The sequence below is a fragment of the Leptolyngbya sp. AN10 genome, assembly GCF_050565645.1.
Taxonomy (GTDB): Bacteria; Cyanobacteriota; Cyanobacteriia; order Leptolyngbyales; family Leptolyngbyaceae; genus Leptolyngbya.
The window spans coordinates 1-25,141 of record NZ_JBNXVP010000037.1 but is presented as its reverse complement, the minus strand read 5'-3'; the positions used below and the strand labels follow the sequence as shown (position 1 = coordinate 25,141).

26 protein-coding genes are annotated in these 25,141 nt (G+C 45.7%); all 26 read left to right on the top strand.

Annotated elements, in window-relative coordinates:
* The first annotated feature begins 252 nt into the window (after positions 1-252).
* The 26 genes from ACQ4M5_RS32840 (at position 253) to ACQ4M5_RS32715 (ending at position 25,037) form a co-directional block, all read left to right on the top strand.
* Positions 253-1,131: a glycosyltransferase family 2 protein gene (locus tag ACQ4M5_RS32840; RefSeq protein ID WP_430680023.1), complete on the top strand. Its 879-nt coding sequence runs from the start codon at positions 253-255 to the stop codon at positions 1,129-1,131.
* An 11-nt stretch (positions 1,132-1,142) separates the two neighbouring features.
* A complete protein-coding gene (locus ACQ4M5_RS32835; protein WP_430680022.1) occupies positions 1,143-2,030 on the top strand; it encodes a glycosyltransferase family 2 protein in 888 nt (295 codons plus the stop codon).
* A gap of 5 nt (positions 2,031-2,035) precedes the next feature.
* Positions 2,036-3,262, top strand: coding sequence for a glycosyltransferase family 4 protein (locus ACQ4M5_RS32830; RefSeq protein WP_430680021.1), 1,227 nt, complete (start codon positions 2,036-2,038; stop codon positions 3,260-3,262).
* A 342-nt stretch (positions 3,263-3,604) separates the two neighbouring features.
* The gene (locus ACQ4M5_RS32825) at positions 3,605-4,423 is read left to right on the top strand and encodes a glycosyltransferase family 2 protein (protein ID WP_430680020.1); all 819 of its coding nucleotides are present in this window, start codon (positions 3,605-3,607) and stop codon (positions 4,421-4,423) included.
* Positions 4,363-5,568, top strand: coding sequence for a glycosyltransferase family 4 protein (locus ACQ4M5_RS32820; RefSeq protein ID WP_430680019.1), 1,206 nt, complete (start codon positions 4,363-4,365; stop codon positions 5,566-5,568). The genes ACQ4M5_RS32825 and ACQ4M5_RS32820 overlap by 61 nt, the downstream gene beginning before the upstream one ends.
* Entirely contained in the window at positions 5,561-6,748 is a 1,188-nt protein-coding gene (locus tag ACQ4M5_RS32815; RefSeq protein ID WP_430680018.1) for a glycosyltransferase, read from the top strand. The genes ACQ4M5_RS32820 and ACQ4M5_RS32815 overlap by 8 nt, the downstream gene beginning before the upstream one ends.
* A 14-nt stretch (positions 6,749-6,762) precedes the next feature.
* Positions 6,763-7,527, top strand: coding sequence for an FkbM family methyltransferase (locus ACQ4M5_RS32810; RefSeq protein WP_430680017.1), 765 nt, complete (start codon positions 6,763-6,765; stop codon positions 7,525-7,527).
* Positions 7,528-7,544: 17 nt separating this feature from the next.
* A complete protein-coding gene (locus ACQ4M5_RS32805; protein ID WP_430680016.1) occupies positions 7,545-8,639 on the top strand; it encodes a hypothetical protein in 1,095 nt (364 codons plus the stop codon).
* 23 nt (positions 8,640-8,662) lie between these two features.
* Positions 8,663-9,724 (top strand): NAD-dependent epimerase/dehydratase family protein, encoded by a 1,062-nt coding sequence (locus tag ACQ4M5_RS32800; protein WP_430680015.1) that lies wholly within the window; start codon positions 8,663-8,665, stop codon positions 9,722-9,724.
* Positions 9,708-11,000: a glycosyltransferase gene (locus ACQ4M5_RS32795; RefSeq protein WP_430680014.1), complete on the top strand. Its 1,293-nt coding sequence runs from the start codon at positions 9,708-9,710 to the stop codon at positions 10,998-11,000. The genes ACQ4M5_RS32800 and ACQ4M5_RS32795 overlap by 17 nt, the downstream gene beginning before the upstream one ends.
* Positions 10,984-12,312, top strand: a complete 1,329-nt coding sequence (locus ACQ4M5_RS32790) for an O-antigen ligase family protein (RefSeq protein ID WP_430680013.1) — start codon at positions 10,984-10,986, stop codon at positions 12,310-12,312. Before ACQ4M5_RS32795 ends, ACQ4M5_RS32790 begins: the two co-directional genes overlap by 17 nt.
* Before the next feature lie 13 nt (positions 12,313-12,325).
* Positions 12,326-13,453 (top strand): glycosyltransferase family 4 protein, encoded by a 1,128-nt coding sequence (locus tag ACQ4M5_RS32785; RefSeq protein ID WP_430680012.1) that lies wholly within the window; start codon positions 12,326-12,328, stop codon positions 13,451-13,453.
* Positions 13,450-14,628, top strand: a complete 1,179-nt coding sequence (locus tag ACQ4M5_RS32780) for a glycosyltransferase (protein WP_430680011.1) — start codon at positions 13,450-13,452, stop codon at positions 14,626-14,628. Before ACQ4M5_RS32785 ends, ACQ4M5_RS32780 begins: the two co-directional genes overlap by 4 nt.
* Before the next feature lie 51 nt (positions 14,629-14,679).
* Positions 14,680-15,480 (top strand): glycosyltransferase family A protein, encoded by an 801-nt coding sequence (locus ACQ4M5_RS32775; RefSeq protein ID WP_430680010.1) that lies wholly within the window; start codon positions 14,680-14,682, stop codon positions 15,478-15,480.
* A gap of 102 nt (positions 15,481-15,582) precedes the next feature.
* Entirely contained in the window at positions 15,583-16,812 is a 1,230-nt protein-coding gene (locus ACQ4M5_RS32770; protein WP_430680009.1) for a hypothetical protein, read from the top strand.
* A 38-nt stretch (positions 16,813-16,850) separates the two neighbouring features.
* Positions 16,851-17,606 carry a glycosyltransferase family 2 protein gene (locus ACQ4M5_RS32765; protein WP_430680008.1) on the top strand — a complete coding sequence of 252 codons (756 nt, stop codon included), beginning with the start codon at positions 16,851-16,853 and terminating at the stop codon, positions 17,604-17,606.
* A 59-nt stretch (positions 17,607-17,665) separates the two neighbouring features.
* On the top strand, positions 17,666-18,229 hold the full coding sequence (locus ACQ4M5_RS32760; RefSeq protein ID WP_430680007.1) for a YdcF family protein: 564 nt from the start codon (positions 17,666-17,668) through the stop codon (positions 18,227-18,229).
* Positions 18,230-18,413: 184 nt separating this feature from the next.
* On the top strand, positions 18,414-18,653 hold the full coding sequence (locus tag ACQ4M5_RS32755; protein ID WP_430680006.1) for a hypothetical protein: 240 nt from the start codon (positions 18,414-18,416) through the stop codon (positions 18,651-18,653).
* Positions 18,654-18,795: 142 nt separating this feature from the next.
* On the top strand, positions 18,796-19,641 hold the full coding sequence (locus tag ACQ4M5_RS32750) for a hypothetical protein (protein WP_430680005.1): 846 nt from the start codon (positions 18,796-18,798) through the stop codon (positions 19,639-19,641).
* Between the two features lie 9 nt (positions 19,642-19,650).
* Complete coding sequence (locus tag ACQ4M5_RS32745; RefSeq protein ID WP_430680004.1) at positions 19,651-20,223, top strand: WcaF family extracellular polysaccharide biosynthesis acetyltransferase; 573 nt, start codon at positions 19,651-19,653, stop codon at positions 20,221-20,223.
* Positions 20,220-20,975, top strand: a complete 756-nt coding sequence (locus ACQ4M5_RS32740; RefSeq protein ID WP_430680003.1) for a glycosyltransferase family 2 protein — start codon at positions 20,220-20,222, stop codon at positions 20,973-20,975. The genes ACQ4M5_RS32745 and ACQ4M5_RS32740 overlap by 4 nt, the downstream gene beginning before the upstream one ends.
* Positions 20,972-21,907, top strand: a complete 936-nt coding sequence (locus tag ACQ4M5_RS32735; protein ID WP_430680002.1) for a UDP-glucose 4-epimerase family protein — start codon at positions 20,972-20,974, stop codon at positions 21,905-21,907. Before ACQ4M5_RS32740 ends, ACQ4M5_RS32735 begins: the two co-directional genes overlap by 4 nt.
* 114 nt (positions 21,908-22,021) lie before the next feature.
* A complete protein-coding gene (locus ACQ4M5_RS32730) occupies positions 22,022-23,062 on the top strand; it encodes an MraY family glycosyltransferase (RefSeq protein WP_430680001.1) in 1,041 nt (346 codons plus the stop codon).
* Between the two features lie 115 nt (positions 23,063-23,177).
* Complete coding sequence (locus tag ACQ4M5_RS32725) at positions 23,178-23,585, top strand: hypothetical protein (protein ID WP_430680000.1); 408 nt, start codon at positions 23,178-23,180, stop codon at positions 23,583-23,585.
* 12 nt (positions 23,586-23,597) lie between these two features.
* A complete protein-coding gene (puuE, locus tag ACQ4M5_RS32720) occupies positions 23,598-24,506 on the top strand; it encodes an allantoinase PuuE (protein ID WP_430679999.1) in 909 nt (302 codons plus the stop codon).
* A 99-nt stretch (positions 24,507-24,605) separates the two neighbouring features.
* Positions 24,606-25,037 carry a hypothetical protein gene (locus tag ACQ4M5_RS32715; RefSeq protein WP_430679998.1) on the top strand — a complete coding sequence of 144 codons (432 nt, stop codon included), beginning with the start codon at positions 24,606-24,608 and terminating at the stop codon, positions 25,035-25,037.
* Positions 25,038-25,141: the final 104 nt, after the last annotated feature.

Genomic DNA, 25,141 nt, shown 5'->3' with positions numbered 1-25,141 from the left:
TTAAGAGAGTGTTTGAGGAGCGATCGTTCATCGCATTCACCCGCCCGGAGATCAATCTCCGGGCTGATCGGGGGAAGCCCACTAAACTGGGCTAAGAACTTCGTATTGCTCTCTTAGCCCGCTTCAGCGGGGTTTCCTCCATTAGCCCGGAGATTTATTTCCGGGCGGACTGGCAACGAAGCAAAGCCGCCTTTTATACTTCTCAAACATCCTCTAGGTCGTTTATTCTCGGTTCACTGTACGTTATCAGACATGACTTCTTACCCTTCTATTTCAGTGATTGTTCCGTCCTTTAATCAAGGAGAATTCATCGAAGAGACATTACTATCGATTCTCAATCAAAACTATCCCAACCTGGAAATTCTAGTCCTAGATGCAGGGAGCACCGATCGAACTGTTGAAGTCATTCAAAAATACGAGTCGCAACTCGCTTACTGGCATTCCAAACCGGATAAAGGACAAGCAGATGCGATCAATCAAGGAATGGCACTGAGTTCTGGAGAGATTCTTTGCTGGCTCAATTCAGATGATTTGTATCTTCCTGGAACGCTGCTGGATGTGGGTCAACGGTTTCGAGGAATGGTCGATCGTAATTATCTCATTTATGGTGATACGCGGTTTCTCTATCAATCTGGAAAACCGAAAGGCGCAAGTGATGTTCAATGTGCTGCTCCGTTTGATCCGATGATGCTGACTTACTATGATTACATTGCACAGCCAAGCGCATTTTGGACGCGCAAATTGTGGCAGGAGGTCGGCAATCTAGAGCTTGACTATTATTATGTTTTGGATTGGGACTGGCTAATTCGTGCAGCTAAAATTGCAGAATTTGAATATGTTCAACAGTTCTATGCGGTCTATCGAATTCATGACAGTCACAAGACGGGTAACGGTGGCTCAAAGCGCAAACAAGAAGTGCTAGAGATTGTAAGTAAACACTCGTCTGAGTACTGGATTGAGCTATATCAGCAAGTGGATGCGTCGTACAACGAGATCAAACCATTGATGCGACGACTGGGTAAATTAGGCATTCCAAATCGCGAATGGTTTGCGTCTCTCCTGCTGCCTGAATTAAGGACTAAACTTCAGCATCCCCAAGACCTATTCAAAGTATTAGCGATGTATTCGTGAGTGAAACTACAGTGAATTCTTTGCCAAAAATCACGATCGTAACTCCTTCATACAATCAAGCTCCGTTCCTAGAAGCAACGATTCAGAGTGTTCTAGCTCAGAACTATCCGAATCTGGAGTACATCATTATCGATGGAGGTTCGACTGATGGCAGTGTAGAGATTATCAAGCGCTACGAGTCGCAGCTTTATTATTGGTGCAGTGAACCGGATGCGGGTCAGTATGACGCGATTAATAAAGGGTTTGCTCGATCGAGTGGCGAGATCATGACCTGGCTCAATAGCGATGATATGCAGTGTCCTTGGGCACTCAAGACTGTCTCTAGCATCATGACTGAGTTGCCTGAAGTTGATTGGTTGACGACTTTGAATCCAGGATTGTGGGATTGGCATGGATTTTGTCTAGGATTTCGCTCAGTACCGGGATACGATCGAGCCGCGTTTCTCGAAGGTCGCTATCTTCCCGCTAGTCCAAAAACGCCGCGTGGAATTGGCAGTATTCAGCAAGAATCAACTTTTTGGCGGCGCAGCTTGTGGGAAAAAATCGGCGGACAGATTAGCACCGAGTACAAGCTTGCTAGTGATTTTGATTTGTGGGCGCAGTTTTATCGTCAGGCTGAACTATACGGAATTGCTTCACCGCTGGCAGGATTTCGATCGCAGAACGCTCAAAAAAGCGGTCATCTCGATCTGTATCTCTCTGAAGCAGAGCAATCTTTATCAGAAATGCGATCGAAGCTTGCTGCACCCAAAAATCCCTTTCGCAATCTTTCCCGGATTCCGGTGGTGAGAGGGTGGATGAAGTCTCAACTGAGCTATTCCTGCAAGCGAGTGGTTAGAACGAATGCAAATTCGGCTCAAGGACAGTGGACAATCGAAGCCTATCAGCCTATTTTCTAAAAGCGATGAAAGTTCTCCAGATTAATCACAGTGACTATGCAAACGGGGGCGGCGGCGCGATCGCGATGTATCGATTGCACCGGAGTTTGCCCTCGGTCAAGGTCGAGTCGAAGATTCTCAGCGGTCTTAAAACCTTGCCGACGGATGAATCTGATACGATCGCAAGAAATCATCGAATTGAATTTAGACTCAGCCGTGTGACCTCGAAGATCGGGCTAAATAACATTCACTGCTTGAGTTCGTTCAACATTAAAAAGCATGATTTCTATCAATCGGCTGATTTGCTCAATTTTCACATTCTTCACAGTGGTTTTTTTAGTTATTTAGCGATCGCGGATTTAACCGAAACAAAGCCTGCGGTTTTTACGCTACATGATATGTGGAGTTTTACCGGACATTGTGCCTATAGTTACGACTGCGATCGCTGGAAAACCGGATGCGGCAATTGTCCTTATCCCTCGGTCTATCCGGCAATTCAGCGAGATAACACAGCTTGGGAATGGAAGCTCAAAGATAATGTTTATAAACGATCGGATTTAACGATCGTTGCTCCAAGCCGATGGTTAGTCGAACAAGCTCAACAAAGTCTACTGAGCCGATTTGAGGTTCATCACATTCCGTATGGATTAGATACTGATGTATTTGAGCCGCTTGATCCGATCGAGTGTCGCACTCTATTAGGGATTCCACCGCACAAGAAAGTATTACTGTTCGGTGCAGAAAGCTTGAAAGATCGACGGAAAGGAGCCGATTTACTACTGCAAGCGTTGATCAATCTACCGGAGTCCTTAAAGCAAGAAACTGTGTTACTCACGATCGGAGGAAATAGCGAAGCGATCGATTCAGAAGTGGGAATGCCGATCGTCAGCTTAGGACACTTGCATCACGATCGATTAAAAGCGATCGCGTATTCTGCTGCTGATTTGTTTGTGTTTCCGACTCGTGCTGATAACTTGCCGCTGATGTTGCAGGAAAGTATGGCGTGTGGCACTCCAATGGTGTCGTTTCGTATTGGGGGTGTTCCTGATTTAGTTCGACCGGGCGTAACTGGATACTTGGCTGAACCAGAAGATACGGTCGATTTTGCCAATGGCATTGTTAAATTGCTCGATGATGATGGACTGCGCGAACAAATGCAGGTTCAATGTCGCTCGATCGCTCTACAAGAGTATTCATTAATCCTTCAAGCTGAACGTTACGCTAAACTCTATGACCAAATCTTGTCTCGCTGATGACTGCTAAAAAATGCTGATCTTCGCAAGCTGAAGATTTCAGATGCAGTACTGGCAAGAACAAACTTGCTTTATCTATGTTCCTAAAGCGTTTTCTAAGAGGGTGTTTGAGAAGTAATCTTTTATTGCATTTACCCGCCCGGAAATGAATCTCCGGGCTAATCGGGGGAAGCCCACTAAACTGGGCTAAAAACTTCGTATTACTCTCTTAGCCCGCTTCAGCGGGGTTTCCTCCATTAGCCCGGAGATTCATTTCCAGGCGGACTGGCAACGAAGTAAAGCCGCTTTTTATACTTCTCAAACACCCTCTAACGTCCAATTCTTTGCGCGATCGAGTTCATTATGCTGAGTATTATTACTCCGGTTTACAACGGAGAGCGATTCATCGAGTTCTGTCTTAATACAGTCATCCAACAACACTGTGATCGGGTTGAACATCTGATTGTTGATGGTGGCTCTCAAGATTGCACGATCGACATTGTGAAACGATACGCTCAAGAGTATCCTCACATTCGCTGGATTTCTGAAAAAGATCGAGGACAATCTGATGCGATGAACAAAGGGATTGCGCTGGCGAAAGGTGAAATTATCGGATTTCTCAATGTCGATGACTACTATGAGTCGAATGTCCTGAATCGTGTTTTAGAAGTGTTTCGATCGCTGCCTGTTCCTAGCTTTGTCGCTGGAAACTGTAACGTTTTGAATGATGCAGGTGAGCTTAAAAAATTCAATCGCCCTACTAAACTCAAATTCACTGATTTATTGCTGGGTGCAGATATCAATCCTCATCCGGTCAATCCGTCCGCCTACTTCTATCATCGCTGTTTACACGACCAAATCGGACTGTATGACACCGATGAACATTACGCCTTGGATTTAGATTTTATCTTTCGAGCGGTACAAGTTGCTCATGTTCAGCACATTGATGAAACTTGGGGAAACTATCGCGAAATTGAAGGGACAAAAACAATTTTAGATTGGCGATCGGGTGAAGGACAACGCCGCGCTGCTGCTTTGTTAAAACGCTATCGAGATCAACTGCCGCTCACAACTCGCTGGCAGTCCTGGATGACTTACACCTTACTCAATACTCCGTTGCAATGGCGAAACGCATCCAAGCGGCAAGTTGGACAACTCTTACTGCATCTGAAAAATCGATGAAGAAAATTGTCTATGCTACGACTTACGATCCTGCGGACACTGATGCTTGGTCGGGATCAGGGAGCTATATTCTCAAGAGCTTGCAATCGGCTGGGTTTGAGACAGACTGTATTGGAAACCTCAAGACTCATCCGTTCTCGCGCAATCTCTCCAAGCTCAAACAGGTGTACTATGGCAGGCTATTCTCGAAAACGTATTTACGCGATCGAGAACCGTCCCAGTTGCGCCAGTATGCGGCTGAAATCAAGCAGCGATTAAGCACGATCGACTATGACCTAGTATTCAGTCCTGGAACACTCCCGATCGCGTATCTAGACATTCCCAAGCCGATCGTGTTTTGGGCAGATGCAACCTTTGGCGGCATGGTCAATTTCTATCCAGGATTTCGCAATCTGTCTGCTGAAACGATTCGTCAGGGCAACGAGATGGAGCAGTCTGCGCTCTCTCACTGTCAGCTTGCAATCTATACCTCAGACTGGGCAGCGAAAACCGCACTCCAGAACTATCAAGTCGATCCCGCTAAAGTAAAAGTCGTGCCGTTTGGCGCGAATCTTCCTTGCGATCGCACAATCGAGGACATTGATCAAATGGTCGATCGCAAATCATTTGATCAATGTCAGTTGCTATTTCTGGGAGTCGAGTGGCAGCGAAAAGGGGGAGATATTGCGATCGCAGTTGCAGAACAACTCAATCGACGAGGCATTGAGACCATTCTCCACGTGGTTGGGTGCAATCCACCGTTTGAACCTCCTAGCTTTGTCAAGCTACACGGATACATCTCTAAAAAAACAGCAGAAGGCGTAAACACATTAGCGCAATTGATGTCTGAGTCTCACTGCTTAATTTTGCCGTCTCAAGCGGAATGTTATGGAGTCGTATTTGCTGAGGCAAGTTCATTCGGGTTGCCTTCATTGGCGACTCAGGTGGGTGGAATTCCGACTGCAATTCATCAAGGAAAAAACGGCTGGACGTTTCCTCTAGATGCTGCACCTGAAGCGTACTGCGACTGTATAGAGCGGCTGATTGAATCTCGATCGCACTATCGACAAGTGGCTCGATCGACGTTTCAAGAATATACGGAGCGGTTAAATTGGCAGTCCGCAGGTCAGCAAGTTCGTGATCTGATTCAAGCGTATTGTGGTTAAGTTGATGCGAATTGGCTATCTACACATTGGAGCGCCGCAACATGGCATCTATCGATATGGTCGTTTACTCGCGGCAGAAGCTCGATCGAGATCTTCTCTAGAAGTGATCGAAGCAGCAGTGACATTAACGGGATCGCGATCGCAGGATCGATCGGCTTTAATCCAAGCTGCAAAAACGCTCTCTCAGGCTGATGTGATCCACTTTCAATACAATCGCGCGATTTGGGGAGAGAGTTGGAAACAGCTTCGTCATCTCACCGTCTTTCTCAATCATTGTTCTCGTCCGCTGATTGTTACGCTGCACGATATTTTCTATCCACCCTCTAGTACAACTCTGTTTCAGCAATATCGATCGAACCCAAGCAGTGTAAAAATTACAGACCTCACGAGAGCAATGTTACGAGATCAACTCTCACCGAACATTCTGGCGCTCCAAAAAGTGATTGAGCGATCGCAGATTGCACTCGTTTGTACCCAAGAAGAAGCCCGACGATTAAGCGATCGAGTTCAAGGTTCAAAAGTTCAGATCATTCCGCATTTTGTTGAAGCTCGTACTCCTCAGATGAGTCGCACTGAAGCTCGAAAAGCCTTAGAGCTAGAAGAATTTACAGTGATTACGCTACTGGGCTTTATCTACAGCGGCAAAGGGCATCAACTTCTGATCCAAGCACTGCCGCACCTTCCAGCACAGGTCAAACTCGTGTTTGCAGGTGGGGTCAGTTCGGGACATGAGGAATATTTTCAGGATTTGATGCGGTTAGCGGAGAAAGAAGGAGTGAGCGATCGCATTCGGGTCACAGGCTATCTTTCTGAGGAGGAACTAGAACGCTATTTATTAGCAACCGATTTAGCGATTTGTCCGTTTCGACAAACTTCTGCTTCTGGCTCATTGTCTACCTGGATTTCTGTGGCTCGTCCGATTCTTGCCTCGAACATTCCTCAAGTTCAGGAATACAACCAATTACAACCCGGAGCCATTTCAACCTTTGAACCGTATACCAGTGGGGCAATTCGAGCAGCCATCCAACAGCACCTTACCCTTTTGCAGCCTGATTCAAATGCTGAGGCTCTAAAACTATCTCAACAGCTACACATCTCAAAAATCTTCGATCGACATTTATTGCACTATCAAACCAGTTCCTCAAAAAACCAACCCATCCAGCACTCTATCTCTCTCTAACCTCTTGCGAATCTATGCACCAGAAACTTCTATTTCAACTCAAGCACCTGTCAAAGACTTTGACACAGCAATTAGGCTACGACATCACCAGCCGTCGCTCACATCTGCGTCCAGCGGGCGATATGGTGTTCATGCTCGAAACGCTAAAAGAAAGAGGATTGAAAGTTCAATGGATTCTGGATGTTGGAGCAAACAAAGGGGAATGGAGCCGCATGGCTAAATCTGTCTTTAGTCAAGCCAATTGCTTTCTGATTGAACCTCAACTTGAACTTCAATCTAAACTTGATCAATTTTGCCAGCAATTTCCTGGTAGCCAATGGAAACTTGCAGGAGCGGGAAGTACAGCGGGCGAACTTTGCTTAACTGTTTGGGATGATTTAGCAGGCTCTTTGTTTCTACCAGATCAAGCGACGACCGCAGAAGCAAACCAGCAGCGAATTGTCCCCGTCATCACGATCGATACTCTCATCTCTGAAAATACACTTCCAGTTCCAGAGATTGTAAAGCTAGACGTACAAGGGTTTGAGCTTGAGGTACTTAAAGGAGCAAGTCAGCTTTTTGATAAAACTGAAGTCTTTATTTTAGAAGTTGCTTTATTTGAATTTTTGCCTGGTCAGCCTCTTTTTGCTGAGGTCGTTCAGTTTATGCACGATCGAGGATATGTCGTTTACGATTTTCCGGGCTTTATTCGTCGTCCTTACGATGGTGCGCTAGGACAATGCGATGTTTGCTTTGTCCGGCGGGATGGATTTCTCAGAACAGTAAGTTGCTGGGCTTAATTGAGTTGAAAGAGCACATGAGTATTCTAGTTGATACCTTTTTCACAACCAATATGAATGGTCATGGGGGCGATCATCGCACTGCCCAGATTGCTGAACTAATCGCCCAAGCACAAATCGAAACAACACCGTTGCAGCGAACCATCCTGAAATCTGCACAAAGTCGCTTTATTGCTGCCATTCAAGCCGTTCTGAATCCCGCAACGTTCAGATTTATTTGGAAGCATCATTTGAAAGTCGATCGCTCTTTTCGGGCGATCGCGTTTTGTGGATTTCAGCGACAACTCTATCAGCGGGTTCTTCAGCAACATACAGGTCACAAGGTATTACTCTGGGAAGCGACGAAAAACTATGTTGCGCCTTTTGTCGCGGCTGAACAATACTTTAAAGTGATTGCATTTCCCCATAACTTAGAAGCATTTGTTCCGGATCAAGATGCTATTTTTGCGAGATTTGAAACTGAGTCGCAAGCTTTGGTCAAAGCAGATTGGGTCTTCTGTATTTCTCGTGAGGAAGAATGGTTACTTCGGACTCAGGGAGCCAATGCTTATTACCTGCCTTATTACCCTCCTGAAGCGGTATTTCAGCGATTTCTAGAAGTTCGAGCAGCAAGGCACAATCGGCGGGAGAACAGTCGCTTCCTGATTCATGGCAATGCGAACAATCCACCCACTTGCAAAGGCATGATCGAGCAGATTGAATGGTTAAAAAAAGCAAGAGAAACCTTGGTGTTTGAGGTCGATATTGTTGGCTATGGCACAGAAAAGCTAAAGGAATACTGCGATCGTGCTGATTTTGTTGTACATGGCAGCGTCAGTTCTGAACACCTGCATGAATTTTTGATTTCTGCCAAAGCCGCATTGATCCATCAAGTGCCCACGTCAGGAGCATTAACTCGCATTCCTGAACTGCTGATTGCTGGAATTCCGGTGATTGCAAATCGGAATGCGGCAAGAAGTACCTCTGATTACACCGGAGTGTATCAATACGATGACTGGATCGAGTTAGCAGATTTCATGAGTCGATCTTTAGAGAATCCTGAAATTCCCGATCGTCCCCTCACACAAGAGAAACGGTTGATTGACTGCTTGCAAACTTTTATGATTTCCTAGCCCTCTTTATCTTATCTAGCAGCATGATGAAAGTCTTAGTCACAGGTTCAAATGGATTGATCGGGTCTGAAGCGGTCGAATATTACGATCTCCAAGGTCATCAGGTGATCGGAGTCGATAACAATATGAGGGCTGAGTTTTTTGGCGCTCAAGGGGATACGACTTGGAACCTGAGCCGATTGCTCGAAAAGACGCAGAACTTCAAGCCTTACAGTATTGATATTCGCGATCGCAATCAACTCTTTGAACTGTTCCAAACCCATGCTTTTGATTTGATCATTCACTGTGCTGCTCAACCCTCGCACGATAAAGCCTGTCAGATTCCGATCCTAGATTTTGAAGTGAATGCGCTCGGAACTGTGAATTTGCTGGAAGCAACCCGGTTACACTGTCCCGAAGCCGTCTTCATTCACATGAGCACAAACAAAGTGTATGGTGATGCTCCGAATGAAGTGCCGCGTGTGGAATTGGAAAAGCGCTATGACTATGAAAACGAGGCAGACTATCACGGTATTGCTGAAACTTGTCGGATCGATCGCTGTTTACATTCCTTGTTCGGAGCTTCTAAAACGGCAGCCGATGTGGTTGCTCAAGAATATGGGCGCTATTTTGGCATGAATGTAGGCATCTTTCGCGGCGGCTGTCTCACAGGTCCTTCGCATTCAGGAGTCGAACTGCATGGTTTTCTTTCGTACCTGGTAAAAGTGGCAGTCACAGGCGGAACTTACAAAGTATTTGGCTACAAAGGCAAGCAAGTCCGCGACAACATTCACAGCTACGATGTGATTCAAGCCTTTGAAGCATTTCGCTGCAATCCTAGACCGGGTGAGGTATACAACCTTGGAGGCGGGCGCGATAACAGCATTTCAATTCTGGAAACCTTCGATTTGGTTGAGCAATTGACCGGACGGCGCGTGAATTGGCTGTATGAAGAACAAAACCGGATCGGAGATCACATTTGCTACATTTCTGATTTACGTAAGCTCAAGAGCCATTTCCCAGAATGGCAAATCACCCACAGTATCACTGACATTTTGCAGGAAATCATTGCGGCTGAGGATTCAAAATATGCGGTCAAACGCTAATCAGGCGGTTCCATCAATGCACGATCGCAGTTTGTTACTGTTTGATCTCGGACACACGGGGCATCATCCAGCGTATCTGAGACACATCGTGCAGTACTGGCATCAACATCAAATTTCGGGCTGTTTAGATCTCATAGTCTCTCCAGAGTTTGCGAGAAAACACCCGGATTTGATGGCGTTAGCGAAACCCACCGGGGTCAGCAGCGTTCGATTTACGATCGTAACTGAAGCAGAATACGATCGCTATCGGAATGCAAAATCGACCATTGCTCGATCATGGCAAGAGTGGCGTATCTTTTGTGATTACGCGAAGCAACTCAAGCCGACTCAAGCGCTGTTAATGTATCTCGATAGTTTACAGTTGCCGCTTGCATTTGGAGAACGTCCTCCCTGTCCAGTATCGGGCATTTATTTTCGTCCGAGCTTTCACTATCATCGCTTCTCGCCAGAGTCCCAGCCCGATCGACTCAAGCAATGGCGACAAACCGCGATCGTAAATCAAATCTTACGTCGATCGCAGTTCAATACGCTGTTCTGTCTCGATCAGTTCGCCGTTCCTGAAATCCAGCGCTTTGCTCAAAAACCAATTTTACCGATCGCTGATCCAGTGGAGCTTTCAGCGTGTGAACCGATTGAAGTTCAATCCTTGCGCCAACAGCTTGAAATTTCGCTCGATCGCCATGTGTTCCTACTGTTTGGAGAACTGAGCGGTCGTAAGGGCATTCATCAAGTGCTCCAAGCAATGAGCTTGTTATCCCGCGACTCTCAAAGCCAAGTCTGTCTCGTGTTAGCAGGTCCAGTCAATCGAAGTGCAGAATCGATTCGAGCAGAAATTGAGCAGCTAAGACAAACGACACAGGTTCAGATTGTTTTATGCGATCGCTATATCAAAGGCGCAGAGCTTCAACAGTTCTTTGAGCTTGCAGATACCGTTCTAGCTCCTTATCAAAAACACGTCGGCATGAGTTCGATTTTGGTTCACGCAGCCGCAACTCATAAACCAATCCTTGCCTCGAACTATGGACTGCTCGGAAAATTAGTCGAACAATATCAGCTAGGGTTAGCGATTCGTGCTGAAGATCCAAACGAAATTGCTCAGAGCATTGAACAACGACTGCAAATTTCGACTGAGAGCTTATGCAATGTGGAAAAGATGGATGAATTTGCTCAGTTAAATCTAGCAGAAAAATTTGCAGAAACGCTGATTGTTCAACTCGTCGATCGTACATTTCGCGCCCAATCTCAGGAGGATCGTAGCTATGCCCAAAAAAGCTAAAATCGCGGCGATCGCTCTCGCCACCTTCGTTCACGGCTTAACGCTGTATTTTGCAGTTGCAGGCATTTTAGGAATACATACTACAATCCTGACTGCAATTTTTCAGATTGGCACTCTTTTGATTGGATTGTACTATACGCTCTACAATCCGGAGGCGCGGCGGAAGCTTTTTCGCATTGGTTTCTTTGAAATTCTATACTTCGCGTTTATGATTCTGATCGGGTTTGATCTGGTGACGATGAAAGATCAATCGAACTTACCCGACAATTTTGTTATCTATACAAGCGTTTACTGGTTCGCTTTAATCTTGTTGAGAAGCCTATCCTTTGATCAGCTTCGGATTTTTTGCTATGTAACAACCTGTCTGGCAACACTCACGTCTTCAATCCTATTTGTGCAGGTAATAACTGGCTCTGCATCGTTAGTAGATAACGGTGGCAGACTCTCAGTCGGGACTTCTGGAAATCCGATTATTGCAGGTTATACCGGAGCTTACTGCTGTCTTGCAAGTCTAATTCTGTGGATTAAATCTCCACCTGACCAGAAATTGTTCTGGCTGGCTTGTAGCGCTCCTGGTTTCTTTGTCTGTGTGTCCTCTGGAACACGCAGTGCAACCCTGTCTCTAGTTCTTGCAGGCGGACTGATTGGGCTTTATGTTCTGAATATTGTCACCAAGTCTGGAAAGACATTTACTCGATTTCTATCGAATACTTTTCTAGTTGCAGGAATTTTAGGAATGCTCCTGATCCTTGCACCCTTAGCTTCCAATCCAGCATCAGCCAATAGCAAAGCCGATCGCTCTCCGCTCGAAGTCGTGGTTGAGAATGGCAATCAAAGAATTCAAATCCTGGTTCAGATGTTTACTGGCGGGGGCGGAGGAGATATGTCGATTCAGGGGCGAGAAGCCCTGTATGCGACTGCGATCGAGGCGATTAATGATAATCCGGTGTTTGGTAAAGGTCTCTATGCTGCGGGAGGCGCACACAATGTGTTTCTACAGGTGACGGCTGAGTTTGGGCTGTTGGGAGTCATTACGTTTATCTTGCCTTTTCTGCTGCTGATTTATCAAGTGTTCAACACCTTAACAAGCGCGATCGCGAGTACGTCATCTTGGTCGTATCACACTGCCTCAAAGTTCTTAAGGAGCGACTACTGGATGGTTTCAAGCTTCGCGGTCGTCATGCTTGTTCAGGGAATCTCTATGTTTTCATTTCATGGTGATCCCTACCGGAGTTACTTACCGATCGCATCGATTGGCATCTTGATTGCATTTTTAAGACTGAATCATCGATCGCTGCAAAAATTTAAATAAGCATAGACTTCTAATGACAACTGTAGCGCTATTGTTTACTAACTATGGTCCGTATCATTTTGCGCGATCGAACGCGGCGCATCGATTGTTCGAGCAAATCGGTTGGCAACTTCAAGCGATCGAGCTTTCTCGCTCTGATACGGACTATGCTTGGAAAGCTGCTATTGAACAATCAGATTGTCCGTTTGTCACGATTATTCAGGATCAGCCCTTACAATCGGTTAAGCTCCGTCGATTGTTTCCAGCGGTGTATGAGAGTTTGGCTCGAATCAATCCAGATGTAATTGCGATCGCGGGTTATTTTCAACCTGGAATGTTAGCCGCACTAAGTTGGAGTCGGCTAAATCGTAAGCCTGCAATTTTATTGTCTGCTTCCAAAGAAGATGATGCGGCTAGAAGCGGGATCAAAGAACGATTGAAACAGCAATTGATCAACCAATATCAATCAGCATTAGTAGGAGGACAACCTCAAAAGCGGTATTTATTAAAGTTGGGAATGCGTGAAAATCAGGTGTTCACCGGATACAACGTGGTGGGCAATGATGCATTTCATCCTGATCGACTACGATCGCTACCCAATCCAATCAATGCGCCTTTCTTTTTGTCGATCAATCGATTCATTCAAAGAAAAAATATCCTCAATCTCATCACTGCTTATGCAACTTATACGAAGCAAACCGCTAATCCGTGGCATCTAGTTCTGTGTGGCGATGGAGAACTTCGACCTCAGATAGAAGAACAGATTCAAACCTTGGGATTAAGCGATCGGATTCACTTACCTGGCTTTCTTCAGCAAGATGAATTACTGCCTTATTTTGCTCATGCAAATTGTTTTGTTCATGCAAGTTCTCAAGAGCAATGGGGGCTGGTGGTGAATGAAGCAATGGCAGCAGGTCTACCTGTACTCGTTTCAAATCGCTGTGGCTGTTTTGAAGATTTAGTCATTGAAGGGGTGAATGGATGGGGCTTTGAGCCAGACAATGTGGAACAGATGACACTGCTAATGAGCAAAATTAGTTCCAGTGAAGACTATGCGAAAACGATGGGAAACGCGGCTCTAGCTCATATTCAAAACTTTTCACCTCGCTATTTTGCTCAAGGTTTGTATCAGGCAGTCGAGTACGCACTGAAACAATCATGAAAATTTTAATTGTTATTCCTGCTGTTGGCTTAGTCTACGGCGGCACTTCTAAAGTTGTATTTGATTTGGCACAGGCATTAGGCGATCGCACTCTTCAAATTGATGTGGTCACAACAGATGCAAATGGTTTGACGAACTTAGAGGTTCCACTCTGTACCTGGCAACAGGAAACTTCCTATCGCATTCAATATTTCCCTCGCTGGCGGCTGAGTGAATATAAATTTAGCTATCCGCTCACAGCTTGGTTGTTTCAGCATCTTCGCGATTATGATTTAGTGCATACCGTCTCGCTCTTTACCTATCCAGTCGCGATCGCACATTGGCTCTGTCAACTCTACAAAATTCCCTATATTGCAAGCCCCCACGGAATGCTAGATCCTTGGGCACTAAGTTACAAAGGCTGGAAGAAAAAAATTTACTACACGCTGATCGAGCGCCCGATTCTTTGTAAAGCCAGCATCATTCAAATGCTCTCTCAAACTGAAGCAGATGGAATTCGATCGCTCTCTTTGCCAACTCCAGTCAAAATCATTCCGAATGGGATTCATCGGCAAGATTTTACGACTTTGCCTGATCCCGACCTGTTTTATCAACGCTTTCCGCACCTACGCGATAAAACATTAATCCTATTTTTGGGACGAATTGATCCGAAAAAAGGATTAGATCTGTTAGCTCCCGCGTTTGCTCAAATTCATGCTCAGTTCCCAAACACGCATTTAGTCGTCGCTGGACCTGATAACATTAATTTCCTTCCGACTGCACAATCTTACTTTGAACAAGCTGGAGTGCTAGAAGCTGTTACCTTTACAGGAATGCTCACTGGAACGCTGAAATACGCGGCACTCGCAGCCGTTGATCTATATGTTGCTCCTTCCTACTCCGAAGGGTTTAGTCTATCAGTGCTGGAAGGAATGGCATCGGGCTTGCCTTGTGTGTTTACAACGGGGTGCAACTTTCCAGAAGCCGCGATCGCACAAGTCGCCGAAGTCGTCGAGATTGATGCGGACGCGATCGCACAAGCGATGAAAACGTTACTGTCTGACTCAGAAGCTAGACAGCAAATGGGAAAACGGGCGCAGTACTTCATTTTCAATCACTACACTTGGCAATCGATCTCAGAGCAATTAATCGAAATCTATTGCAAAATTTCCGGTCAGTCCTTCGTGCCGGAATAAGACAACTATGCTTTGGTGCGCTACTGCTTATTCTTCTATCCTTGTAAGCCTATGCTGGTCTTTATCATTCCATTGAGAAGTGTTCGATCCGCAAAGTCTTGGGAAACGGTATCGAAGTTGTTAGAACGCACACTTCGATCGATTTGTAACCAAACTTCTTCTGATTTTCGGGTTGTTGTCGTCTGTCATGAACGTCCCGTTCTACAAGGTCACTATCCTCAAGTTGAATATATAGAAGTTGATTTTCAAGCCCCAACTCAAGCAAGTTCTATCAATGAGAGACGAATTGATAAAAACCGCAAACTTTGGATAGGAATTCACCATGCGGCGAAATTCAAAGGCGCGTATCTCATGCCGATGGATTCTGATGATTGTATTAGCAAGAATTTAGTTGCATTTGTTACTCAACATTCTGAAACCAATGGTTGGTATTTTAGCCAAGGCTATCAATATCAGGAAGGAAGCGCTTTAATCCGATATCGAAAAAAATACTTTGAGCAGTATTGTGGTAGCTGTAATATTATCCAAGCCGAAATCTTGCTAGATCACATTAAAGAAATTCAATTTGCAGATATTACTCCAGAATTTCTATTGCACACACAGCTACCGTATGTTTTGGAAAAATCTTTGAACGCGCTTCCTTTTCCGGGTGCCGTTTACATTACTGACAATTCAGAAAACACGCTTAATCAAATTGGAATTATCAGCCATCAATTTGCTGGTAAAAATCCTTTGAAGTTAGTTCAATTCTATGCTTTGAGATTGATTAAGCCTTTGATTTCCCAAAGATTAGCACCTACGATTCGAGATGAATTCGGGCTTTACACGATCGAGAAATCAAAAAGCAATTAAGCTTTAGTGAATAAATGAAACGTAAGTTCGATGAGCGCAATTCTGCCAGGATCGCATTAATTCAAAGAATTCTATTCTGCTTGAATTCATACAGGCGAAGTAATGAAATTCATCCAATCTGTGCAAGATACAATTAGTTTGATTACGCGAGAGAAAAGGCTCCCTGCAACGCTCTCAGAGAATCTTGTAGTGCAAGGATTTAGCTATCTAAAACAGCAATACCAAAACTCTGTTAAACCCTTGAATCCTGAAGACTTCATATTAGTTGATGTCTCAAATCTTGCACATCGTTATCTTTATCAAGTTCTCTATATTTTCAGCTTGTCTTACCCACAGGTTATTTTCATTTGGGAATTTAACCAACAAAATTACATCAAACTCGGACATGAGGGACGACGGATATTTACAATCAAAAATCTTAAAATTGTTTCAGATGCTTCCACGCTTCCAAAACCAAGCGCGATCGCAAGCTCGAAAAAAAGCGTTATCGACCAATTTAATGGAATTCCAACCCAAATTTTAATCGAAACAAATGTCTCGCAGTCAAGTCATGGTCTTAGTGATGAAGCTTTTATGCTGCCCTACAGCGTTCATCCTGCCCTGCTACAGGGCAGATTTATCGAGGAAATCCAACAACTGCGTCAACAACAGCGCTTTATCTCTATCCTCTTTTCAGGCAATACAAAACCCCATGCTCAATTCCGCTATTTTATCGAGCAATATTATCAGGTTCCCTCACGCGATCGCACTGTAGAATATTTAGCCCGCACCCAGCGAAATACGATTGAAATTAGCACTCCAAAGCAACGCGATCAAATTATTACAAACCCCGCTCAGTACCAGAACAATTCAGTTGTACTTTGTACGTGCAAAGGATTAGCAGAAAACTGGTTAAAAGAATTAGCGACTGCAAAGTTTTTCTTAGCTTTACCAGGGTTGTATATGCTGATGTGTCACAACGCGATCGAAGCAATGTCAGTCGGTTGTATTCCAATTCTGTGCTACGAAAATTGGTTCTCACCTGCGTTAGTTCATAGAAAAAACTGCTTAACCTACCGCTGCATTGAGGAACTACCCGAATTAATCGAATCCGTTGCTCAAATGAGCGAGGCAGAAATCTCAGGAATGCGAACGGCGGTGATCGAGTATTTTGATCGCTATCTTGCACCACAATCGATCGCTAATTTCATAAAAGCCCATCCAGGCAGGCTGAATTTATATGTGAACAATGAAGAAACAAAAGTACTACAGCAATTAACGCCAGATTCCATTCTCTACCAAGGTGGAATGCTGAATCAGATCTGGAGCCAGTCAGGTTTCAAGAAGGCTTAGTTTTACTGGTTCAACTTGTTTAATCAGGAGCAGGTTCTATGGAAGTTACCCCACTCATTTTGACTTATAACGAAGCTGCTAACATTGGGCGATCGCTCCAGCAATTGACCTGGGCAAAGCGGATTGTCGTGGTGGATAGTGGCAGTACCGATGCAACTCTAGAAATTCTCCATACTTACCCACAAGTCGAGGTGTTTACCCGATCGTTTGATACCCACGCGAATCAATGGAACTATGGCTTAGATAAAGTGGACTCAGAATGGGTACTATCGCTCGATGCCGATTATGTCCTGACTCCAGAATTGATTGATGAAATTCGATCGCTGCCTGCAACAGTTGCGATCAATGGATTTTCGATTCGATTTAAGTACTGTGTTTTTGGTAAGCCTCTGCGAGGAACTTTGCTGCCGCCTCGTCTTGCCTTATTTCGACGGGAGAAAGCAAACTATTTCGATGATGGTCATACCCAACAGATTGAAATTAATGGCTTAACTAGCAATTTGAAGCAATCAATTCTCCACGACGATCGTAAACCGCTGTCTCGCTGGCTCTGGGCACAGGATCGCTACATGGTACTAGAGGTAAAAAAACTGCTTGCGACTCCAGAGAATGAATTGAGTTTGGGCGATCGTATTCGCAAAACCAAAATTCTCGCGCCATTTGTGATTTTGTTCTACTGCTTGATTCTCAAAGGCGGCATTCTCGACGGCTGGGCAGGTTGGTACTACACGTTTCAGCGCGTTTTAGCTGAAATCTTGTTATCAATTCATTTGATTCAAGCGGAGAAAGGTTAACAAAACAACGGAAACAGGTAAACTAAGCTCAAGGGTTCTACCAATGATCAGGGTTTACTGTGTTTATTCGTTCTCGTCTGCTTCGGTGCATTGCCTCCGCTGCTGTTTTGCTTGGGGTGGGATATATTCCCGCTCGACTCGCGATCGCCAGACAACAAGCGCCCGCTCCCGAAATAATTCTGATTTTAGGCGGCAGTTCAGATCGCGAAGAATACACCGTCCAACTCGCCCAACGCTATCCGTCGCTCAAAATTTGGGTGTCCACTGGCTCTCCTGATGCCGAGCGTATTTTTCAAAACGCTAAAATTCCTCGTTCTCGTCTTTATTTCGATCAACGAGCCACGGATACCGTAACAAATTTTACGACCGTCGTTTCAGAGTTTCAGCGGCGCGGTGTTCAGCACGTTTATGTGGTGACTTCTGACTATCACATGCCCCGCGCTGAAGCGATCGCTACCGTGGTCTTCGGAAGTCAGGGCATTACTTTTACTCCGATTGAAGTGAATGGAGAGCATCGCCAAGAATCAAAGCTGAGAATTTTTAGAGATGTCGGACGATCGATGGTCTGGTTGATGACTGGAAAAACAGGGGCTAGTTTTCGATATCGATCGTGGTTCAAGTAAGCTCACTGAGATCTTGCGCCATTCTCAAGAAGACGATTTCTGAATGTTTCGTTTACCGCTCCATTAGCCCCGCAATCTGGCTCTCAGTCCTCTTCAGAGGACTTCCCTCTATTAGCCTGGAGATTGATCTCCGGGTGGAGCGGTGGACTGAACGAAAGACTTGAAAATCCGCTGATTGAGAATAGTGCAAGATCTCAGTGAACCCCGATCGTGGAAGCGAGTCCCATACATGATGCAGCTTAAAGTCATGTCTGATGCAACTCACGCTAACTCTCTATCCGCACAGGTTTACCGAATTCAGAATGCCAAAGCTCGTCGAATTTTGCTGTCTCTACTTGGAGTTTCTGCCTTAGTGCAAATGTCTCCGCATCTCGGACAGTTAAACCAGGGTGCTGTTCTGTGTGTCATTGCCACAGCCGCATAAAGCTCAAATCCTACTATAAGCGAAGACCATTTTGAGCAGCGCTGTTTCATTGAACCTGCCTGAAAACACTCAGCATATTTTTATTCTCGATTCTGCAACTTAACTGATTCAAAGCGATTTTTTAGCATAGAGGAATTTCCCAATGTCTAATCTTTGGAATCGCAGACAGTTTCTCACATTGCTAGGGGGAACTGCGCTGTTACCGAGTGCTTGTCAGCGAGTAGAGTCTCGTCCTAATCAACGCGCAAGTGCCTTTACAATTTTCGATGCGTTAATCTATCCTGAAAAACCGAATATTGGACTGACTCCAATTCAGGTGGACGGTCGTGGTTTTTGGAAAAATGGCGATCGTTCCACCCCCGATCGAGAAGCTTGTCAAAATACGGCTCGTGCGGCTGTTGGTAAGTTCTCGCATTTTGTCATTGACATTGAGCATTGGAAAGTTGGGCGATGGTCTGCTCCTGATGCAGAAATTACCGCAAACATTAAGAAGCTAGTTCAAGTGATCGAATGGATGCGTGAAGCTGCACCATCCCTGAAATACAGTCTTTACAGCATTCCACCGATGCGAGACTATTGGACACCTGTGCGAAATCATCCGGCGGGCATGGCTGGCTGGCGAAAAGTGAATCAGTTCCTAAAACCGATCGCAGATGCCGCTGATTTTATTACTCCCTCGCTCTATACCTTTTATGAGGAGATTCCCGGATGGGTGAAGTATGCGAATGCAAATATTGAAGAAGCCCAGCAGTTTGGTAAGCCTGTCTATCCGTTCCTGTGGTGTCGCTATCACACCAGTAATCGTCAACGCAAGAATCAATTCATCGAAGGCGACTACTGGCGAACGCAGCTACAAACGGTTCGCGATCGCGGTGCAAATGGCGTGGTTCTGTGGGATTGGTTTGGGCATGACAATCCTAGAACCCATGTGTTAGATGCTCAACAAGCTTGGTGGCAAGAAACTGTCAAATTCAAAGCAACGCTCTGAGAAAGAACTGTGACCTTCATTCATCTGGACCAATACACCATTAAAGACTACTCTCCCGGTGCGCCGATTTGGAAACAATTGCTCTGGTTTTTTATTGGGGATTTCCTAGTAAGAAGCCGTTTGCTGCCGATTTCCAGTCTCAAGGTCGCAATACTTCGGATGTTCGGAGCCTCGATCGGGCAAGGGGTTCGGATTAAACCTGGAGTCCGCGTGAAGTTTCCCTGGCGATTGTCGATCGGGAATCACTGCTGGATTGGGGAAAATGTCTGGATTGATAACCTTGCTCCGATCGTGCTCGAAGACCATATCTGTGTGTCGCAATCGGTCTATTTCTGTACCGGAAATCATGATTGGACTGCACCGACATTTGATTTGCGAGTCGCTCCAATTACGGTGAGATCGGGGAGTTGGTTAGCGGCTCGATCGACGATCGCTCCTGGTATTGAAATCGGAGAGGGAGCCGTTCTGAGCTTGGGAAGTGTTGCTGTTCGGGATCTCGATCCTTGGACAATCTATGCTGGCAATCCTGCGGTTGCGGTTAAATCTCGTGTGATCAAATCTATTGAACTGTTAAACGCATGAAAGTTTCTATCATTACTGTGACCTACAATGCAGGCGCAACCATTCGAGATACGATCGAGTCGGTGCTGTCTCAAGACTATCCGGACATTGAACATATCATCATTGATGGCGCATCGAAGGATGATACGGCTGAAATTGTTCGATCGTATGGAGATCGAATTGCCCAGTTTGTCTCAGAACCCGATCGCGGAATGTATGACGGCATGAATAAAGGCATCAAACTCGCGACAGGTGACGTAATTGCGATTTTGAATGCAGATGATTTTTATATTGATTCGTCTGTGATTTCAACGATCGTAGAACAGTTTGAGCAGCATCAAGTCGATTCGGTGTTTGCCGACTTAGTGTATGTGAAGCATGACGATCCAGAGAAAATTGTGCGCTATTACAGTTCAGCGAGTTTCCATCCCGGAAAGTTCGCGTATGGCTGGATGCCTGCTCATCCGACCTTTGTAGTGAAGCGATCGGCATTTGAGAACTATGGTTATTTCAAAACCGATTACAAAATTGCAGCAGACTATGAACTATTAATCCGCTTCTTAGCCATTCACAAACTAAGTTATCACTACATTCCGCAAGTACTCGTCAAGATGCGAACGGGTGGCGCGAGTACTGCCAATCTATCGAGCAATTGGATTCTCAATCGTGAGATTGTTCGAGGATGCTTGGAAAATGGCATTCAAACGAACATGACCAAAGTGCTATCGAAGTATTTTGTCAAAGTCTTTCAACTCGTGGCGCGTCCTGCATGAACTATCTCATTACTGGTGCAACTGGCTTTGTCGGTTCGGCTCTTTGCCAGCATTTAGAAGAATCAGAACATACAGTTTATGGAGTCGTTCGTCGTTCTGATGCTGTGTTACCGGGTTCGACTAAACCGATCTTAGTTTCGTCTCTTGCTGATCTCTACAATCATCCAATTTTGTCCGAAATCGATGTAGTGATTCACTTAGCTGCACGAGTCCATCAGATGAAGGATAAGAGCGCTGATCCACTAAGTGAATTTCGATCGATCAACACAGAAGTCACTCAAAATTTAGCGATCGCGGCTCAAGCCGCAGGGGTAAAACGCTTTGTCTACCTCAGTTCCATCAAAGTCAATGGCGACGGACAAGCCACACCCTACACCGAACACAGTGAACCAAAACCAAATGATCCTTACGGCATCAGCAAATGGGAAGCGGAATGTGCCTTACGAGAGATCGAAGGTTTAGAAGTCGTGATTTTACGCCCGCCGCTGGTTTATGGTGCAGAAGTGCGGGCGAACTTTTTCAATTTAATGAAGCTCGTTAACAAAGGAATTCCGCTGCCGCTTGGAGCCGTTAACAATCGACGCAGCTTAGTGTATGTCGGCAACTTAGTAGATGCGATCGCTCGATGTGCCACACATCCGAATGCTGCTGGAGAGACTTTTCTCATCAGTGATAACGCCGATCTTTCGACTGCGGAACTCGTGAAAAATATCGCGAAATCTCTGAATAAACCTGTCCGGTTACTGCCAATTTCTCCCGTATTACTGACTATGCTCGCCCGGATCTTGGGTAAAACGGCGACTGTCGATCGACTATTCGGTTCATTGGCGATCGATAGTTCTAAGATTCGCCAAACACTCAGTTGGCATCCCCCGTTTACCCTTGCTCAAGGTCTGGATCACACTGCGAGATGGTTCCAAGACGCTCATTGACTTGTTGAAGTAACCGTACTTTTGGAGGTTCTGTCCTCAACGGCTAGAGATAAATTTCAGTTTCTTTCACCTCTGCCCTCACTGGCTAGAGATAAGTCTTGACTTCTTTCATCTATGAATATCTCCCTCAGTTTTCTACTAGCAAGTGGTTCTCTGAGTTTTCTGCTGGTTGCCTCGATCAAGCAGTATCTCAGTCGCTTCCTGTTGGACATTCCGAACGATCGTAGTTCTCATACACAGCCGACTCCGCGTGGTGGAGGTCTCGGTTTTGTAATTGCGTTTGCGCTCACCAGTGTTGCGTTTGCGCTCTTAGATTTTCAATCTGTCGGCTCTCGTGATGTTCTCTCGGTTTGGGCTGCGTTGATTCCGTTAGTGATTGTTGGCATTTTTGACGATCGGGGTGATGTCCCTGCTCGCATTCGCTATTTAGTGCAACTCAGTGCAGCGGGGATTGCGATCGCGATTTATGGTGCGTTTCCTCAACCTTGGTTTACTCAGTTTGGGAGTGCGGGAATTGCGATCGCGATTGTGCTCACTGCGATCGGGATGACAGCGCTGATCAATTTCTACAATTTCATGGATGGACTCGATGGCTTAGTCGCTGGCGTGTCTGCGGTACAACTGACTTACTTAGCCATTGAAATCAACCAGCCGATTCTTCTATTGCTAGTGGTTGCACTGCTCGGATTCCTTTGTTGGAATTGGTCGCCTGCAAAGATTTTTATGGGCGATGTGGGTAGCACCGTTTTGGGAGCGATGATTGCGATCGCGCTTCTACATCAGGAGAACACCGTTCAAGCTTGGTCATCGTTAGCCATTACTTTACCTCTGATTGCAGATGCGATTTACACGTTAGTTCGTCGTCTGATTCGCAAAGAGAATATCTTTAAGCCGCATCGGACGCATCTCTATCAACGCCTGCAACAGTCTGGATGGAGTCATGGTCAAGTCGCGACCGCTTACATTCTCGTGACGGTTGGAATTGCGCTGAATTTGCACTTCTTTGAAGCGACTGGCGCGGTTTTGAGCGTTGTCGAAGTGATTTGTGCGATCGCGCTTGGAGAACGCTATCTCAGCCATCAACAAGGGATGAAAATGCGAACTAAGATTTATGCCTCAGTTCGTAACTTAATCACAGGATTACGAGCAGGCTAATCCGGTTGTGCCCCTGAATTCTTGAAAATTTGGGGGACTTTTGCAATTCTCTGTGCCACTGTCTTTCTGAGTGGGAATACTGAGAACTATCGATCGCAACCGGACAGAAGGGAGCATGTGGCGCGAACTCAACAACGCAGTGCTAAACATTAAAACATACGCCGATCTCAGTCCTGATCTGAGTGTGCGTCGTCAGATTCATCAAGGTTGGCGATCGCGTCCTGAACGCAGTCCGGATGATTGGTATCGCTCTTTCTGGCAACCGATATCTGTGTCTCACGATCTCTCGACTTTCGTGTATCAGCAAATGGAATCTTATTCAGGATTGCCGTTTGCCAAAGTTACTCCAATGGATCGGTTAACCGAGGATCTACAGCTTCCTTTAGTCTGTTGGTTTGATTGGGAATGGGACTTGTGTGAAGATTTTCACGATCGCTTTGGAGTCGAAATTCGCGATCGATTAGATATGAGTATGCTGCATACGGTTCGAGATCTTGTTATATTTCTCAATCAGCAACTCTAATCGGTCACGCTGATGTCTGCATATCCCAGAGATATGGTGGGTTACGGACAAAACCCGCCTCACCCGCAATGGAAAGATCAAGCCAGAATCGCAGTTCAGTTTGTCATCAACTACGAAGAAGGTGGCGAAAATTGTATTTTGCATGGTGATCCCGCTTCGGAGGCTTTTCTATCCGAAATTCCTGGAGCCGCGCCGTTTGTCGGATTGCGCCACATGAATATGGAATCTTGCTACGAATATGGGAGTCGAGCAGGATTTTGGCGCTTGCATCGGATGTTTACCTCACGCGAGATTCCGGTGACGGTTTACGGGGTGGCGATGGCGCTAGAGCGAAATCCGGATGTCGTAGCAGCAATGAAAGCGGCGGATTGGGAAATTGCCAGTCATGGATATCGCTGGATCGACTATAAAGATTTTTCCGAGGAAGCCGAGCGCGAACATTTGAAATTGGCGATCGACATTCATACCCGCATCACTGGAAGTCGCCCCTTGGGCTGGTACACCGGGCGGAACAGTCCCCACACTCAAAAGCTCGTGATCGAAGAAGGGGGATTTCTCTACGATTCAGACAGCTATGCCGATGATCTTCCGTATTGGGTAAACGGGAATGGCAAGCCGCATTTGGTGATTCCGTACACTTTGGATAACAACGATATGCGGTTCTCCACCAGCCAAGGATTTAACTCTGGTGATCAATTTTTTGCTTATTTACAAGATGCGTTTGATGTCTTGTATGAAGAAGGTGAAACGGCTCCGAAAATGATGAGCATCGGATTGCATTGTCGCTTAGTCGGAAGACCGGGAAGAGCAGCTTCACTGGCGCGATTTTTGGATTATGTGCAGGGACACGATCGGGTTTGGCTCTGTCGTCGGATTGATATCGCCCGTCATTGGCACGAACATCACAAGCCGATCGAATAGCGCGATCGTAGAATGTCTTAATACAAGAATTCCGAAGTAGCAGATTTTTGATTTGTAGTCGTGCGATGACCGAGTTAATAAGTCATCGAGGACAAGCTCATGGAGTTCCTGTTCGCATTGATCATGGTAAGTAGCGGTCTGTGGTGCTTCGTTGCGCGGGATGAGGCGTGGAAAGCCCAAGAGTTAAGGAATCGAAGAGAGGGACAAGTCTCCGAGCGGACAGAGGAATGGGAAATGGCTCAAATGGTTAGAGGGGTCGCCCAGATCGGTGTTGGACTTATTTTCGCTGGAGGGGGAATCGGGGTGCGCTATCAGGAAAATACTCGACCCGTTGTTCCCAAAATTTGCGCTTCAATCGTAAGGATCACTGTTGTTGATAACGATAAGCGTGGCATTGTGCGTGACATTGAAACGGGATGCAGTGCTGCACGTCGGAAAGATTACCGAAGTGCGCTGTCTAACTTTCAAAGAGCGGACGCTAGCATCCGTTCGACTCCGCCGGCAGACTCTAGTGCAGATCGGCGAAAATAAAGCAGCAGCTTATTGGAGCTTCGGCTCAAAGCCCTGAAACTTCCAGTTGAACGGCTTTGCCATCGTGCAATTGAAGTACTGAATGAAGGCTTGAATCTGCTGCT